13 protein-coding genes are annotated in these 13,985 nt (G+C 56.8%); 3 read left to right on the forward strand and 10 right to left on the reverse strand.

What is annotated here, in order from left to right; genetic code table 11:
- Positions 1–69 precede the first annotated feature (69 nt).
- The 10 genes from ACLEIV_RS06265 to ybaK all read right to left on the reverse strand — a co-directional run bounded on the left by ACLEIV_RS06265 (position 70) and on the right by ybaK (position 9,694).
- A complete protein-coding gene (locus ACLEIV_RS06265; protein WP_410455804.1) occupies positions 70–741 on the reverse strand; it encodes a DUF1028 domain-containing protein in 672 nt (223 codons plus the stop codon).
- Between the two features lie 13 nt (positions 742–754).
- Positions 755–1,174 (reverse strand): RidA family protein, encoded by a 420-nt coding sequence (locus ACLEIV_RS06270; protein WP_410455805.1) that lies wholly within the window; start codon positions 1,172–1,174, stop codon positions 755–757.
- 77 nt (positions 1,175–1,251) lie between these two features.
- Complete coding sequence (locus ACLEIV_RS06275; protein WP_410455806.1) at positions 1,252–2,610, reverse strand: flavin-containing monooxygenase; 1,359 nt, start codon at positions 2,608–2,610, stop codon at positions 1,252–1,254.
- 286 nt (positions 2,611–2,896) lie between these two features.
- Positions 2,897–3,322 (reverse strand): NUDIX hydrolase, encoded by a 426-nt coding sequence (locus tag ACLEIV_RS06280; protein WP_410455807.1) that lies wholly within the window; start codon positions 3,320–3,322, stop codon positions 2,897–2,899.
- 365 nt (positions 3,323–3,687) lie between these two features.
- Positions 3,688–3,936 carry a GlsB/YeaQ/YmgE family stress response membrane protein gene (locus tag ACLEIV_RS06285; protein ID WP_410455808.1) on the reverse strand — a complete coding sequence of 83 codons (249 nt, stop codon included), beginning with the start codon at positions 3,934–3,936 and terminating at the stop codon, positions 3,688–3,690.
- A gap of 84 nt (positions 3,937–4,020) precedes the next feature.
- A complete protein-coding gene (locus ACLEIV_RS06290; protein ID WP_410455809.1) occupies positions 4,021–5,121 on the reverse strand; it encodes a DUF1513 domain-containing protein in 1,101 nt (366 codons plus the stop codon).
- Positions 5,121–6,167 (reverse strand): imelysin family protein, encoded by a 1,047-nt coding sequence (locus ACLEIV_RS06295; protein WP_410455810.1) that lies wholly within the window; start codon positions 6,165–6,167, stop codon positions 5,121–5,123. The genes ACLEIV_RS06290 and ACLEIV_RS06295 overlap by 1 nt, the downstream gene beginning before the upstream one ends.
- The gene (locus ACLEIV_RS06300) at positions 6,164–7,549 is read right to left on the reverse strand and encodes a di-heme oxidoreductase family protein (protein WP_410455811.1); all 1,386 of its coding nucleotides are present in this window, start codon (positions 7,547–7,549) and stop codon (positions 6,164–6,166) included. The genes ACLEIV_RS06295 and ACLEIV_RS06300 overlap by 4 nt, the downstream gene beginning before the upstream one ends.
- A gap of 269 nt (positions 7,550–7,818) precedes the next feature.
- Entirely contained in the window at positions 7,819–9,081 is a 1,263-nt protein-coding gene (locus ACLEIV_RS06305; protein WP_410455812.1) for an imelysin family protein, read from the reverse strand.
- Between the two features lie 151 nt (positions 9,082–9,232).
- The gene (gene ybaK / locus ACLEIV_RS06310) at positions 9,233–9,694 is read right to left on the reverse strand and encodes a Cys-tRNA(Pro) deacylase (RefSeq protein WP_410455813.1); all 462 of its coding nucleotides are present in this window, start codon (positions 9,692–9,694) and stop codon (positions 9,233–9,235) included.
- A 170-nt stretch (positions 9,695–9,864) separates the two neighbouring features.
- On the opposite strand from ybaK, the gene ACLEIV_RS06315 reads away from it, so the two are divergent.
- From ACLEIV_RS06315 to ACLEIV_RS06325, 3 genes are all read left to right on the forward strand, one after another.
- Entirely contained in the window at positions 9,865–10,812 is a 948-nt protein-coding gene (locus ACLEIV_RS06315) for a bile acid:sodium symporter family protein (protein ID WP_410455814.1), read from the forward strand.
- A 631-nt stretch (positions 10,813–11,443) separates the two neighbouring features.
- The gene (locus tag ACLEIV_RS06320) at positions 11,444–11,929 is read left to right on the forward strand and encodes a DUF3015 domain-containing protein (RefSeq protein WP_410455815.1); all 486 of its coding nucleotides are present in this window, start codon (positions 11,444–11,446) and stop codon (positions 11,927–11,929) included.
- A 113-nt stretch (positions 11,930–12,042) separates the two neighbouring features.
- A complete protein-coding gene (locus ACLEIV_RS06325) occupies positions 12,043–13,911 on the forward strand; it encodes an Lnb N-terminal periplasmic domain-containing protein (protein WP_410455816.1) in 1,869 nt (622 codons plus the stop codon).
- Positions 13,912–13,985: the final 74 nt, after the last annotated feature.

Consider the following 13,985-nt stretch of genomic DNA (forward strand, 5'->3'; position numbering starts at 1 on the left):
TGACGGCCCGACTGAAATGAACCGCGGGCATGGGCCGGCATACCCGCGGTTTGCAAGGGGAAGACGGGGTTATTCGTCTCCCGGTACCCCGAAGGAGCCGGCATTGGCCGGATCCTTGGCGCGGGTAATATAGGCCTGCATTTGCGGTTGGTAATTTTGCCAGACCATGCGCAGCTCTGTGATGGGCTCTATATGCCAGTCCACTCGCAGATTCACGACCGACCAGCTGGGGTCGGCGTTCATCAGCAGGCCGGCGGAATAGACGGGCCCCAGCTCGCCGCCGGCGGCCAGGCCCGCTTCCAGCGCCTGCAACAGGCGCTCGGCCAGATGGCCTTTACTCTGCTCAAAGGCGGTGATCATGGCCTGGGGCACATCGGTGTTGGCCAGCAGGTTGCCCATGGCCAGGCAGTGCTTGCCCCGGGCCATGGCATGAAGACCGAGCGCCTGCTCGCCGCTGAATACGGCGGAGTCACCCCGGGCGTTGAGCACGCCGAGCTGACGCCATTCCACATGCGGGTCAGCCTCTGCCTGGGCCCTCAGTACTTCGTCGGGAGCCATGCCTTCCTGCAGCAGATCCAGCGCCAGCGGACCCAGCGTCGGGTTGGTGACATTCTGGGTCAGCGCCACGCCAACGCCGCTGCGCACGAAGGCGCACCGGCTGGCCACGGCGATGCTGGAAGAGGTGATGGCACAGCCCATCATGCCGGTTTCGGGGCAAACCCCGGCGACGGAAAAGGTCATGTTGGTCTCCTGCTTATGCCTGGTCGTCGGGAATAACGGCGATGATGTCGATTTCCATCAGCCACTCGGGCTGGGCCAGGCCAGCTACCACCAGACCGGTGGAGATGGGGTAAACTCCCTTCAGCCACTTGCCCACCTCACGGTATACCGGCTCGCGAAAGCGTGGATCCGTGATGTAGGTGGTAGTCTTGACGATGTGGCTGAGATCGCTGCCGGCTTCTTCCAGCAATTGCTTGACGTTTTTCATTGCCTGTTCGGCCTGTGCGGCGGGATCTCCCAGCCCCACCAGGTTGCCTTCAAAATCGGTACCGACCTGGCCGCGAACATACACGGTGTTGCCGGCACGTACGGCCTGGCATAGATCGTTGTCCAGGGTCTGGTTAGGATAGGTTTCCTTGGTGTTGAACATGCGAATGCGAGTATGAGTGGCCACTGGGTGCTCCAAAGTAATAAAGATTGAATAAACGAACCGAGGCCGGCGCCGTGCCGGCCCGGGTTAACAGGTCAAGCTCAGGCGACGCTTTCCTTCTTGGTATTGCGAACGTCTCTCACTTTCCCGGTATCGCGCTGGTCGGCGTCTTGGTAGGCCGCGTACTTGCGTTGAGTGGCGATGTGATCCGCAATGTGCTTGGCGTCGTGCCACACACCCCAGATAAAGGTGGAGCCACGGCGGGACAGCCAGGGCAGACCCACGAAATACACTCCCGGCTCGGTGGATACGCCACGCTTGTGCTGGGGCTTTCCCTTTTCGTCGAAAGCGTTCACGTCCAGCCAGCTGTAATCGGTGGTAAAACCGGTGGCCCAGATAAGGGAGGTGATACCGGCCTCGGCCAGATCCAGTTCCAGGGTTGGGTTGGTCATGCACTCGGGATCCGGCAGCAGCTGGCGGGCTTGTGGCTCTTCCGGTAAATCCAGGCCGTTGCGGGCAATATAGGCGTCGGCCGCATCCAGCAGTTCCAGGTAGTTGGCGTCGCCGTTGCGAATGTTTTCCGCCAGGTCTTTTTCAAAGGTGACCTTGCCGTTGGCAAAGGTACCGGTGCGACCCACCAGGTTCAGGCCCTGTTTGGCCAGTCTGCGGAAGTCTACTGTGTGGCCGCCGCGGGCGCCGCTTACGGCAATGGTTACGTGCTCTGTGCCCGGCTTCATGGCTTCGGCGTCCCACTCGCCAAGTACGCCCAGCCACCAGCAGAAGTCGCGGTTGCGGTAGGCACGCGGCGGACGGTCGTGCGGACCGACCGACAGGTAAACGGTCTTGCCGGAGCGTTGCAGCTCGTCGGCGATCTGTACGCCGGAGGAGCCGGCTCCCACTACCAGCACGGCGCCTTCTGGCAGCTGGTGCGGGTTGCGGTATTTGGATGAGTGAATCTGGTGCAGGCTTTCGTCCTTGGGCGCAATTGGCGGAATGGCCGGATGTTGGAAAGGTCCGGTAGCTGCAACCACACGGTTGGCCTGGATCTTGCCTATGGAAGTTTCAACGATGAAGCCCGGACGGTTCGTGTTGCGCTGTACCTTTTTGACTTCCACGCCGGTACGCACGGGGGCGTTGAATTTCTTGGCATAGGCTTCGAAATAGGCGGCCACACGATCTTTGGATGCAAAAGCGTCGTCGTCGAGATCATCGAACTCCAGACCCGGAAAGCGGTCGTGCCAGGCCGGGCCGTTGGCAACCAGCGAGTCCCAGCGTTGGGTACGCCAGCCTTCGGCGATGCGATTACGCTCCAGCACTAGGTGGGGGACTCCAAGCTTGCTCAGGTGTTCGCTCATGGCCACACCGGCCTGACCGGCGCCTATAACAAGCGTATCGATTTCTGTTTTTTCAACTGTCATGTCTACTCCCTCCTGGATGGCGGCGTGATTCAGGTCGGTCATGGCCTGTATCCGCGTTTTGGGCATCAGATTATGGGGATATGAAGCATCGGTAAAATATTATTAACATTACGATTACATTTGAAAATTTAATGCAATGACTGCAACCTGGCCGATAGCGAGTTTGAAGCTTGCCGCGTGTCTGTGCGAAGTGGTGGTGAGCGGCGAGCCGTTGCTTGCGGCTCGCAAGGTGATTTGGCCGGGGGAGATTCGTCGGTGAGCAGGGAATATTTCTTTTCAGACAGAGCCGTGGATAACGACAACAGGGGCCTGCGGGCCCCTGTTGTCGTTATGACTGGCGGGAACGTTCGATGATTTCGAGAAGGTCCGGGCACTGTGGCGAGGGCAGGGCCTCGGGGCTGAACCAGGCGACGGCCTCGGCATCGTCGGCGGGCCGGGGGCAGCCGCTCCGGTATCGGCCGCCGACGGCCACCATCACATAATGGTGGGCCAGCACGTCGTTGTCACCGTTGACCAGCACGTCATAACAGGCGAAGGGCGCCGTCATCTCTGCGTGAATACCGGTTTCTTCCAACAGCTCCCGGGCCGCGCCTTCGGCCATGGTTTCACCCCATTCCAGCTTGCCCCCGGGAAAGCCCCAGTGACCGGCGTGGGGTGGATACTTGCGTTTGACCAGCAACACCTGCTGCCGGTGCCAGACGATGGCGATAACGCCGACCCTGGGGGAAGGTGTGATGTGCGCTGAGGGCTCCATCTGTGCTCCTGAGAATAATAGTGGGGCATCACCATAACGCAGATGAAGCCTGGGCGCATGGGGTCTATAAACCGAGTTTTAGTCTGGTGCGGAATAGAGGACAAAGGGGGCGCCCACCGATTCGCTGTAGATACATCCCTGTACGTTTTCTGTTATATCCCTGGCATAGAAGAAGGTATTCGTACTCGATTTAGAGCGGCCCCAATCAGACAGATTACTTATTCAAGACGTCTGCCAACAGACGACGCCGGTGTCACGACGAGATAGCAGGAATTGTCTCAACCGCCCGGAAATGCCAGGGATGGCATTTCCGGGCCCTCATGGATGTGTAGCCGGAGATAACCCTGTTACTTCTTGAACCGTCGTTACTTTTTCAGCAGTCGGTAGACGAACAGCAGGATCAGGGCGCCGATGATGGCGGTGAAGAAGCTGCCGAGGTTGAAACCGGTGACAGAGCCGAAGCCGAGGCGGGTGCCAACCCAGCCGCCGACGAAGGCGCCGGCGATGCCCAGCAGCATGGTCATGATGATACCGCCGCCGTCCCGGCCCGGCATCAGCCATTTGGCCAACATGCCGGCCAGCAAACCGAAAATAATCCAGCTTAAAATACCCATGCAATGTTCCTTGTGCCGATGATGGTCTGAGGGAGTCGAGGGCCCCGTTATGCGGGGCCGGATACCACTACAACCTAATGATAGTCAGGCGTCAATCAAAGCCCAGTGGTTATCCCATTGATAAGCAGAATAAAAGCGTTGCTCGCGACCGCTGCTGTCGAGCCTGCTGATGCCGCCCTGGCCGCTGCCCAACCAGATTTGTCCGTCCTGGGCCGAGGCGCCGGAGGCGTCGGGCAAGGGGGCTATACGGATCAGTTCGCCACTGTGGCGATGCCAGAGGCCGTAACAGTTGCCTGGCGGGGAGGTGGCGGCGATCAGGGTGTCGGTCACGGCGATGCTGGCGATGTAGTGATTGAAGCGCGCCCAGTCCAGCGGTGTACCGCCCAAAGGAATGGGTGCGGTGCCGCCGAGTGGCTGCCGCGGCTGGCCGGCGCGGTGGCGTACTATCAGCGGTGGATAGTCGTCCGGTTCGCCTCTGTATTGCTGGCCGGTGAACACTTCGCCGTCTGTCGTTACCGCCAGGTGGCGAATCGACAGCTGCCTGTCTGCCAGCGTTGCCTGTTCCAGCAGTGCACCTGTGGTGGCATCGAGATAGCTCAGGCTGGGCGCCATGCTATTCAGGTTGAGCGGCTCCCGCCCCAGGGTGTGCACACCGCCCACCCCCACCACCAGATTGCCGTTGGGCAGCAGGCGAATTTCGTGCGGGCCAGTGCCGAAGCCCCGGTATTCCGCCACCTTTTCCAGCCTGCCCGCCGCCAGCTCGTAGACGCCGATGATACCTTCGCTGCTGTTGCTGACCCCTTCGGTGGTAAACAGGCGGCGGCCGTCGGCGCTGAACACGCCGTGACCGTAATAATGGCGCCGGGGATCGGCCGCGCGCACCTGCAACAGGCGACCTTCGGCATGGTCGAACAGACAGAGAAAGCCGCCCGGGCGTCGGGCATGGCAAATCGCCAGCGGCAGATGAGGATGCACCGCCATGCCGTGGCCCCGGTCGGGCAGCGGCAGCTCATAGCGCAGGCTGCCATCCAGATTGAGTGCCTGTACCACATAGCGGTTTTGATCCCGGCGACCGCCGCCGAGCAAATAGCTCTGCGAACGACGGGGCAGGGCGCAACCGGCCAGCCCCAGGCTGTACAAGACGCCGACGGCGGACAGGCCTTTCAGAAACCGGCGCCGTTGCATCAGTCACCGTCCGTAGCGTTGAAGCCCAGGTTCAGGCCCAGGTCTCCGGGCAGCCGCTGTTTCAGCTGATAACCCAGCTGATCGAAGGACAGCTTGAAGCGCAGCAGGGCGGCGTAGCGATCCCCTTCCAGCCAGTAGCCCAGGCTGTCGCCTGCGGGCAGATGTTCAAGGGTGTCGGCAAAGGCATGATCCAGAGCCGTGATGACGGCGGCATGACCCGGGTCTTGTTGTTGCGAGTCTTGAAGGTAGGTGCGGATGCCGCCATGGCGGTATTCCTGCTCCAGAGAAATCAGGCTGGTGCGCATGAAGTGCAGCGACTGACCGCTGCGCCAGGCTTCGGCAAACAGCGGCCGGGGGTGTTCGACGGTGTTCAGCGGCAACACCAGTTTCTTTTCGATGCGATCGTAACGGTGAGCAAGCTGACCCAGGATCTGGGTCAGCAGGGCAGTGGTACCACCCTGTTGCCGCATCAGCGCCAGCTGTTGCTGGTAACCATCGACATCATGCCAGGCGGCGCTGAGCTGCCGGCCATTAGCGGCCAGCCGGGTGCCGATTTCCGGCACCAGCAGGCAGCGCTGGCTGGGTGTGAGGTCGCTTTCCAGCAGGTATTCCATGGCGCCCAGGGTGGTGGTGGCCCCCTGATACTGGATGGGCTTGTCCTGTTCGGCGGCGGTGAGCTGGCGTTGCAGTTGCTTGCCGGTGGTGTCTTTCTTGTCGGGCCAGAATTGAAAGGCGAAGCTCAGGCCTTCGGCATCCAGCGGGCCGCCGCTCTGCCCCTGATGGGCGCTCCAGGCGGCGAAGCTGCTGCGCCAGTGTTGCTTGAGCCCGGCCAGTGACTCCTGCGGTGGGGCAGACGATGGCGGCAGGCAATAATCGGCACCGGCCTGTTGCAGCCTATCCAGCTCGCCGGCGAGCCGAACTGCCTGCTGGCGCATGAAGGTCAGGTGATGATCGGCGAGGGTCTGCAGGGCGGAATCAACCGGAGGCTGGCTCTGGCAGGCAGTCAAGGTGCCGAGGGTGGCGAGCAGTAACAGGGACTTCTTCATAGGGACTCCAGAAAGGCGATAAGCCGGGCACGTTCGTCGCTGCTCATGGAGATGACGCTTTGTTTGGCGGCGTCGGCTTCACCGCCGTGCCATAGAACGGCCTCCAGCAGGGTGCGGGCCCGGCCGTCATGCAGGTAATGGGCCTTGTTGCCGGCGACTTCGCCGGCATAGCCCAGGCCCCATAACGGCGGCGTGCGCCATTCGCGGCCGCTGGCTTCAAACTCGGGTCTGTTGTCGGCCAGCCCCTCACCCATGTCGTGCAGCAGCAGGTCGGTATAGGGATAGATTTTCTGGTGACTCAGGGCCGGACTCTGGTGCTTGCCTGTGGTGTAAGAGGGGGTATGACAGCCGCTGCAGCCCAGAGCCAGAAACAGTTGTTCGCCGGCCATGACGTCCGGATCATTCAGGTTACGCCGGGCGGGTACCGCCAGATGCTGGCTGTAGAAAGTGACCGAGTCCATGATGGCTTCGCTGACTTCCGGCTCGCCACCATCGGGATACCGACCGCACCCCTGAGCCGGGGTGCAGTCGTCGTCTGGAACCAGTGCGGAGCTTAATCCCATGTCACCGGCAAAGGCGCCGGCATTCTGCTGACGTAGATTCGGCTGCCCGGCTTTCCAGCCGAAGCGGCCGACGACGGTGTTCTCGGCGGCGATGTCCCACACCCGGTTGGCGCGACCACTGATGCCATCGCCGTTGCTGTCTTGCGGATCATCGCGCACCAGCAGCTCGGTTTCATCGATGGCTTCGAGCAGACCCAGGCCAATCATGGGCGGGGCGATACGGGACGAGAACAGGGTATCCGGATGCAACTCGCCGTAACCGGGCTCGGCCACCACCAGCTGTGGCCGGCGCAGCTCCACCCTGGTGCCATCACCCAGGATGACGTCGTGGGCCTGGTAGTCGATCTGTACCTTGCCCTCGGGGCGGGCGCCGGGAATGGCCATATCCTGCAGCTGGCCGCCATAGGTGGGCTCGTTGATCACGCCGTGTACGCGCAACCACTCCTGCTGCTCGGGGCTGCCGTCGGCCGGGATCGACAGGCGCACCAGCATGCTGACCGCGTTGTCGTCGGCAAACTGCGGCGGGTGGCCGCGGCCGTCCTTGACATGACAGCTCTGGCAGGCGTTGGTGTTGAACAGGGGGCCCAGGCCATCGCGGGCATCGGTGGTGGCCGGTGCCATCACCCAGGGGTTGCGGAAGAAGCTGTTGCCGACCGAGAAATCCAGTCGTTTTTCAAAGCTGAGGTTGGCGGCGGGCATGGAAAAGGCGTTGGCACCGGTTTTATCGGTGGTGGTGTCGCCACCGGGTTTGGCCGGGTTGGCCTGTGCGTTCAACACCAGGGTGGCGCCGAGCAGCAAGCTGCCGAGTCGGAAAAACATAGAGACTCCAGAATAAAGAGCACGCCTTAAAGATCAGACTGTTGAGCGGGAAGCTCCGGAAAGTCGGTCAAAGGGGCGGTGGGGCAGATCCCTTTGGCCTCTTGCTGGCACAGGGGCAACCTGTTACCTGTCGCCAGAAGATCCGTTGATAGTCTGATGTTCAAGGTGTGCTGTCGAGGGGAGGAGACGACGCTGTGGCGCCGCCCTCCCGCTACGTTGTTATTGATAGTTGTTATTGGTACTAGTTATTGAAATTTTCGGATTTGAACTCAGAACTCGTGATCGGCGGTGTCCGGGCTCAGGTTGTTGATGCCGATGGTATTGGCGGCCAGCTCGATGGCGCGGGTCTGCGCGACCAGGGCGTCGATGGCTTCCTGCACCAGTTGGTTACCGGCCGGGTTGTCGGCGGCGATCAGCTGATCGAAATACACCTTGTTCAGTTCGGCAGACTCCACCAGGCGGTAGACGCCTTGCTCGCTCTCACGCATCTGCATGCCGATCTGCCTGGCGGCATCCGCATCCTGCTGGGCCACCAGTTGCAGCAGTGAAGGACCCTGCAGAGTGCTGCCGTCGATGCGCTGATACTCACCGAACATCAGGTTAACGATACCTTTCTCGTTGTAGTAATGAGAGTGGTGGGTGTTGTCTGAGAAGCAGTCGTGTTCGTCTTCTACCGAGTTGGCCACCAACGCCACCTTCATCCGTTCACCGGCCAGTTCGCCCAGTGACAGGGAGCCCATGCCGAACAGCATGCGGCGCAGGCCTTCTTCGGCGGGCAGGGCGGTCAGCTCGGCACGATAGTTGTCGGTCTGGCCTGACTGCCACTGGCTGCTCATCCAGCCCAGATCGCTTATCAGCAGCTGACTGGCGGCTTGCAGGTAGTCTCGGCGGCGATCGCAGTTTCCATTGGTGCAGTCGGCACCCAGCGCATAGTCGGTGTAGGGACGCTCGCCGGCACCGGAGGCGGTACCATGCAGATCCTGGCCCCAGAGCAGAAACTCGATGGCATGATAGCCGGAGGCCACGTTGGCCTCGGAGCCCGCCAGTTCATTCAGGCTGGCCAGCAGCTCGGGAGTGATGTCGCCGACATCCAGCCGCTCACCACCGACCTGCAACACCCTGTTGGCGATGATGTTGGCGGTGGCGCCGTCGTTGCCCAGCTCGTGCTGGTAGTCGGTCGCGACATAATCGATCAGACCTTCATCCAGCGGCCAGGCGTTGAGCTGGCCTTCCCACTCGTCTACTACCGGGTTGGCGAAACGGAAGGTTTCCGACTGCTGATAAGGTACCCGGGCGGCTTTCCAGGCAGTGCGTGCCTGAGCCAGGGTCTGCTCACCGGGGTTGGCCAACAACTGCTTGATGGCTACATCCAGCTGCTCGGCAGCAGTCAGGGAGTCGGCGTACACCGCATGAGCGATATCGGCGTAGTGCTCGACGACTTGTTGCTGGCTGACGGCGGGGGGGCTGGTCTGGGCGCAGCCGCTCAGCAGTGCGCCGATGGCGGCGGCGAGCACGAGTTTCGGGTAAGGCATCCAAGTATCCTTATGGCTATGCGTTTGAGAATCGTTTGTATTATCGAACAGGATAGTAGCGTTTTTCGTCAAGTAGTCGCAAGAAATAGCAGAAAAGAATATCTGGCTTCGTATGGGGGATGTCCTTTCTTTCAGTTTCACGCCTGACGCATCACTCGGCAATATCGGCCATCACGGCGCCAAGCAGGGCCTGCAGGCTGTCGGCGGCGATACCGACCGACAATCCGCGCTTGCCGCCGGACACCAGCACGAAAGGATGCTGCCGTGCCGAGGCGTCCAGTATGGTGGGCAGCCGCTTCTTCTGGGCGAAGGGGCTGATGCCGCCTACCTTGTAACCGGTCAATTTTTCCGCCTTGGCCGGTGGCATCATGTCGAGTTTTTTCACCCCGGCGGCCTTGGCCAGCCGCTTGAGACTCACCTTGCCGGAAGAGGGCACCAGCGCCACCACTACCCCTTGCTCCCCTTCGGTCAACAGCGTTTTGAACACCTGATCCAGCGGTACTTGTAATTGTTCGGCTGCGTGCGCACCGAAGTCATCCAGGGTGGTGCACTCATACTGGTGCTGGGTAAAGGTAGCCTTTTGTTTTTCCAGAAACAGGATGGCGGGAGTCATAAAAAAGTCCGAAATGGTGAAGGGAAACAGGGCTCGATTATGCAATGTTTTTTTGAGCGATTGAATCGGTGATGACACCACCGCTTGTGGCAGCCGGCAGCTTCATGTTAACAAGACACCTTTGGTTATCCGTAGTGGATGACACCACCTTAACATCAGAGAGAAATATCATGCTGCCCCTGGTTATTCAGTTATTCCCGTTATGGGCGTTGTTATTGTCGGTTCTTGCCTTTGTTCAGCCAGAGCTGTTTGTCGGGCTCAAGGGACAGATAGTGCCGCTGCTGACCGTTATCATGTTGTGCATGGGGCTGACGCTGAGTTTCAAGGATTTTCGCAATGTGCTGGCCAGCAGAAAGGCGCTGCTGATCGGCGTGGTACTGCAGTTTTCCGTGATGCCGCTGGTGGCCTTGCTGATTGCCACCCTGTTCGGCTTCGATGCCGAGCTGACCGTGGGCATGTTGCTGGTGGGCAGCGTGGCCGGTGGTACTTCCTCCAATGTAATGTGTTACCTGGCCAAGGGGGATACGGCGCTGTCGATTTCGATGACGGCAATCTCCACCTTGCTGGGTGTGGTACTCACCCCTGTGCTGGTGGCGCTGCTGGTAGGACAAAGTGTAGATGTACCTGTGCAGTCCATGCTCATCAGCCTGCTGCAGGTGGTGGTGGCGCCGGTGCTGCTGGGGGTGGTTATCAATTACCTTGCCGGTGGGCTGATACGGAAGCTGGAGCCGGTGCTGCCGTTATTCTCCATGACCGCCATCGTGTTGATCATTGCCATCGTAGTGGCGCTGAACGCGGGCAACATCGCCCATATCGGCGGCATAGTGGCGCTGGCGGTGGTGCTGCACAACAGCTGTGGTTTGCTGCTGGGCTATGGTATTACCGCCCTGATGGGGTTCGACAGGAAAGTCTGCCGGACCATCGCCTTCGAGGTGGGGCTGCAAAATTCCGGTCTGGCGGCGGCGCTGGCGATGAAGTTCTTCACCCCGGCCGCGGCCTTGCCTGGCACCCTGTTCAGCGTGTGGCATAATATTTCCGGTTCCCTGCTGGCCGGCTATTGGGCCAAGAAACCTCTCGTGGATACAGTCGTTTCGGGCGAAATAGTAAATAAAGCGTAAGTAAAGGATAGGATGTTCGCTTACTCCATTGTGAATTGAAAGATGGAGTTGTTACCTGAATTAGGGAGCTACGTTAGGGTGAGGTTATTAATCGATACAGATCACAATTTCCAAAGAAAAACAGAGGATGCTGCCCTGTTTGAAATTCACTCATTTAGACAGGGCGACTCTCAGAATGTTGTGCGGCACGACAAATAACGGGACGGTTGGAATATGAACATTCACGTTCTCGCCTTTGGTTGTCAGCAGGTTTCGGGGTTAGTGACTGTTTAGGTTCTGCATCTGGCATGACATAATCTGCTATTAGAGTGAGGAAGTCGTCAGGATAGTTGACATCTTATTCGAGGGTTGAATACCTACATTCTATCCGTCTAGTTAGTATCATTATCTTACTAAAAAATTAATTTTTCTCTGTATATGAGATATCATCTCCATGGTCAGGGGGCGAGCATACTTTCAACATGGATGTTTTATAGACGAAAGTACACCTCTATGTGGAATTTTCATCATTTGGTTCTGAAAAATGCACCATATTTTTCGTGCCAAGTCCAAAGGGTTAACGTTGGATAAAGAATGCTCGCCCCCTGTATTCATGGTTAATTTACAGCTCCAATGATTATAAGGATATTTTATGAAAAAAATTATTGCCGTAGCAGCACTGATTGCATCCGTCCCTTTTTCTAATATTGCAGTGGCTGATGAGGATATTGGTTGTGGTCTCGGCTCTATGGTATTTGCCGGAAAATCTGGCAAAGTCTCTAAGGTTCTGGGTGCAACAACCAATGGTACTTCAGGTAACCAAACCTTTGGTATTACTTTTGGCACTTTGGGTTGCGACGGTACGGGTACCGTGACTTCATCACAGAAACTGGCTATGTTCATCGATGGTAACATGGATAACCTGGCTCGTGATATGGCGAAGGGTGAAGGGGAAACACTTGCAACACTCTCCGAGGTTTGGGGTATTCAACCAGCGGACAAATCTGAATTTAACGCTGTTGCTCAAGAAAATTTTGCAGCCGTTTTTGGTTCGGAAAATGTGACGTCTCAAGAGGTGTTGGTTAGTTTAAATACGCTGATCGTACAAAACAAAACACTGGCTGGTTACCGTATCTAATTATGAATATAGGGTAAAGTGCTCCTTAGGGAGCACTTTTTATAATTCTCTTATGTTCATTTTCACTAAAAACTGATTAAATATAAGAAGTATAAGGGTGGCAACGGTATCTCATGAAGTTTTCGACGGTCAGTTTTGTTTCTATTCTCAGTCTTTCCTTCACCTTTTATCCTTTTACAGCCGGTGCTTCTTCGTTTAATCATGATAAATATAATGTTGCAGATTTATCTCAAAATCCATACTGGTTAAAGCTGGGGCATTATCTTTTAAAGCCGTTACGCGGCCCTGTCAGCACCGTCAGGGAAGGGTCATTCTTTCTTTCTCCTGATGGAAAAGTGAACCCATATTCCGAGCTTGTCGCGACTATTGATAAGTTGTACAACAATGATCCTGATGTGGCCGAAATAAGCCAGTGTCAATATCCTGCACGCTACGCCTGGTTGGAGTCATTACATGGCCGAAGCGTACAGCTCGACTGCACCGAGTTAGAAAGGTGGCGTGATGTTTTGGAGCCTGAGGGATTGACACTCGTGTTTCCAACTGCATTTATGAATAACCCTTCCTCCATGTTTGGGCATACTTTATTAAGAGTGGATGCTAAGAATCAAACTCGCAATAAAGAATTGGTGGCTTTTGCTATCAACTTCGCAGCTGAACCAGAAAGTCAGGACAACCCCGCTTTATTTGCAATAAAAGGGCTGGCAGGGAGTTACCCAGGCAGGTTCACGGTTATGCCTTATTATAGAAAAGTTCGTGAATATAATGACATGGAGTCGCGAGATATTTGGGAGTATAAACTTGACCTGAGTGAAGGTGAGGTTGATCGTATCTTGTTACATTTGTGGGAAATGCGACATGCTGAGTTTGACTATTATTTTCTAGATGAAAATTGTTCTTACCAATTGCTCGCGTTACTTGAATTAGCAAGAGATGATTTGTCTCTCATAAAGGACTTTCCTCTGCAAGCCATTCCATCCGATACGGTCGAGACGCTGGCAAAAAATGACCTGTTAGATGTACCAAAGTATCGCGCCGCTTTTGGGACGCGATTATTGCATCAAGCCAATGAAATAGAACCATCACTGTTTGATGCGGTGGTTAAAGCAAAAAATGGTGACTATCCCTCATCTGACGAGTTTACGTCTTCAGAGCGTGCCGCTATTTTGGAACTCGCTTATGAGTGGCTTAATTTTGAACTGTACGATAAGGCTTTAGAGCGAGATAGCACGGCCAAACGCTTAACGCGGTTATTGCACCAACGCAGTAGAATAACCGTAGAGTCTCCTTTTTCACCCGTTCCGGCTCCTCGGGTGTCGCCTGAGCAAGGGCATGCCTCGGCAAGGGTTGGCGCAGGGCTGCAAACGAGTAAATATTCGACAGATAAAATAACATTGGAATGGCGAGCGGCGTACCATGATGTGCTGGATTCCCAAGCGGGTTTTATTCCTGGCGCTCAAATCAGTTTTTTGGATACACAATTGAGTGTTGATAGCGATCGCAATGCTAAGCTTGATCGTTTCTATTTCTTAGATGCGATGGCATTGGCACCGAGTAATAGGGTTTTTGAGAGTCTGGCGTGGAATGCTAGAGCAGGTTTTGACCGCAAACCCATGAATGAAAAACAAACAGGCCGGTGGTTTGTTCAAGGCGGTACCGGCAAAGCTTGGGGTCGTTCGGACAAACTTCATGCGTATTCATTATTTTCTACTGAGATCAGTCATGGTGAGCTGACTGATCATGACATCACTGTGGGCTTGGGTGTGGAAGCAGGGTTGCTCTACCAAACGGCAGACAGTCACCGTGTCGGCATACAAGGGCAATATCTGGCATTAATCGATTCATCGGCCGAGCAAGATGCATCACTGATGGCAAGTTGGCACTGGAGCTTTAATCGAAACTGGGCGGTGCGCAGCCAGGTTCAGTACCAACATTGGCATATGGAAGATACGACAGCGAAACTCACGGCGTATCTTTATTACTAATACCAATTCAATTGACAAATCGTTCTAGTGAATTGGTATATCGATTCGAACAAAAAGGGGCCGCCCCAGCGACC

The sequence above is a fragment of the Oceanisphaera submarina genome, from assembly GCF_046521305.1.
Classification (GTDB): Bacteria; Pseudomonadota; Gammaproteobacteria; order Enterobacterales; family Aeromonadaceae; genus Oceanimonas; species Oceanimonas submarina.

What these genes read in the sequence shown, in the direction of transcription:
- ACLEIV_RS06265 (WP_410455804.1), bottom strand. Translation starts at nt 741, where the DNA reads ATGACCTTTTCCGTCGCCGGGGTTTGCCCCGAAACCGGCATGATGGGC.
- ACLEIV_RS06275 (WP_410455806.1), bottom strand. Translation starts at nt 2,610, where the DNA reads ATGACCGACCTGAATCACGCCGCCATCCAGGAGGGAGTAGACATGACA.
- ACLEIV_RS06280 (WP_410455807.1), bottom strand. Translation starts at nt 3,322, where the DNA reads ATGGAGCCCTCAGCGCACATCACACCTTCCCCCAGGGTCGGCGTTATC.
- ACLEIV_RS06285 (WP_410455808.1), bottom strand. Translation starts at nt 3,936, where the DNA reads ATGGGTATTTTAAGCTGGATTATTTTCGGTTTGCTGGCCGGCATGTTG.
- ACLEIV_RS06290 (WP_410455809.1), bottom strand. Translation starts at nt 5,121, where the DNA reads ATGCAACGGCGCCGGTTTCTGAAAGGCCTGTCCGCCGTCGGCGTCTTG.
- ACLEIV_RS06295 (WP_410455810.1), bottom strand. Translation starts at nt 6,167, where the DNA reads ATGAAGAAGTCCCTGTTACTGCTCGCCACCCTCGGCACCTTGACTGCC.
- ACLEIV_RS06300 (WP_410455811.1), bottom strand. Translation starts at nt 7,549, where the DNA reads ATGTTTTTCCGACTCGGCAGCTTGCTGCTCGGCGCCACCCTGGTGTTG.
- ACLEIV_RS06305 (WP_410455812.1), bottom strand. Translation starts at nt 9,081, where the DNA reads ATGCCTTACCCGAAACTCGTGCTCGCCGCCGCCATCGGCGCACTGCTG.
- ybaK (WP_410455813.1), bottom strand. Translation starts at nt 9,694, where the DNA reads ATGACTCCCGCCATCCTGTTTCTGGAAAAACAAAAGGCTACCTTTACC.
- ACLEIV_RS06315 (WP_410455814.1), top strand. Translation starts at nt 9,865, where the DNA reads ATGCTGCCCCTGGTTATTCAGTTATTCCCGTTATGGGCGTTGTTATTG.
- ACLEIV_RS06320 (WP_410455815.1), top strand. Translation starts at nt 11,444, where the DNA reads ATGAAAAAAATTATTGCCGTAGCAGCACTGATTGCATCCGTCCCTTTT.
- ACLEIV_RS06325 (WP_410455816.1), top strand. Translation starts at nt 12,043, where the DNA reads ATGAAGTTTTCGACGGTCAGTTTTGTTTCTATTCTCAGTCTTTCCTTC.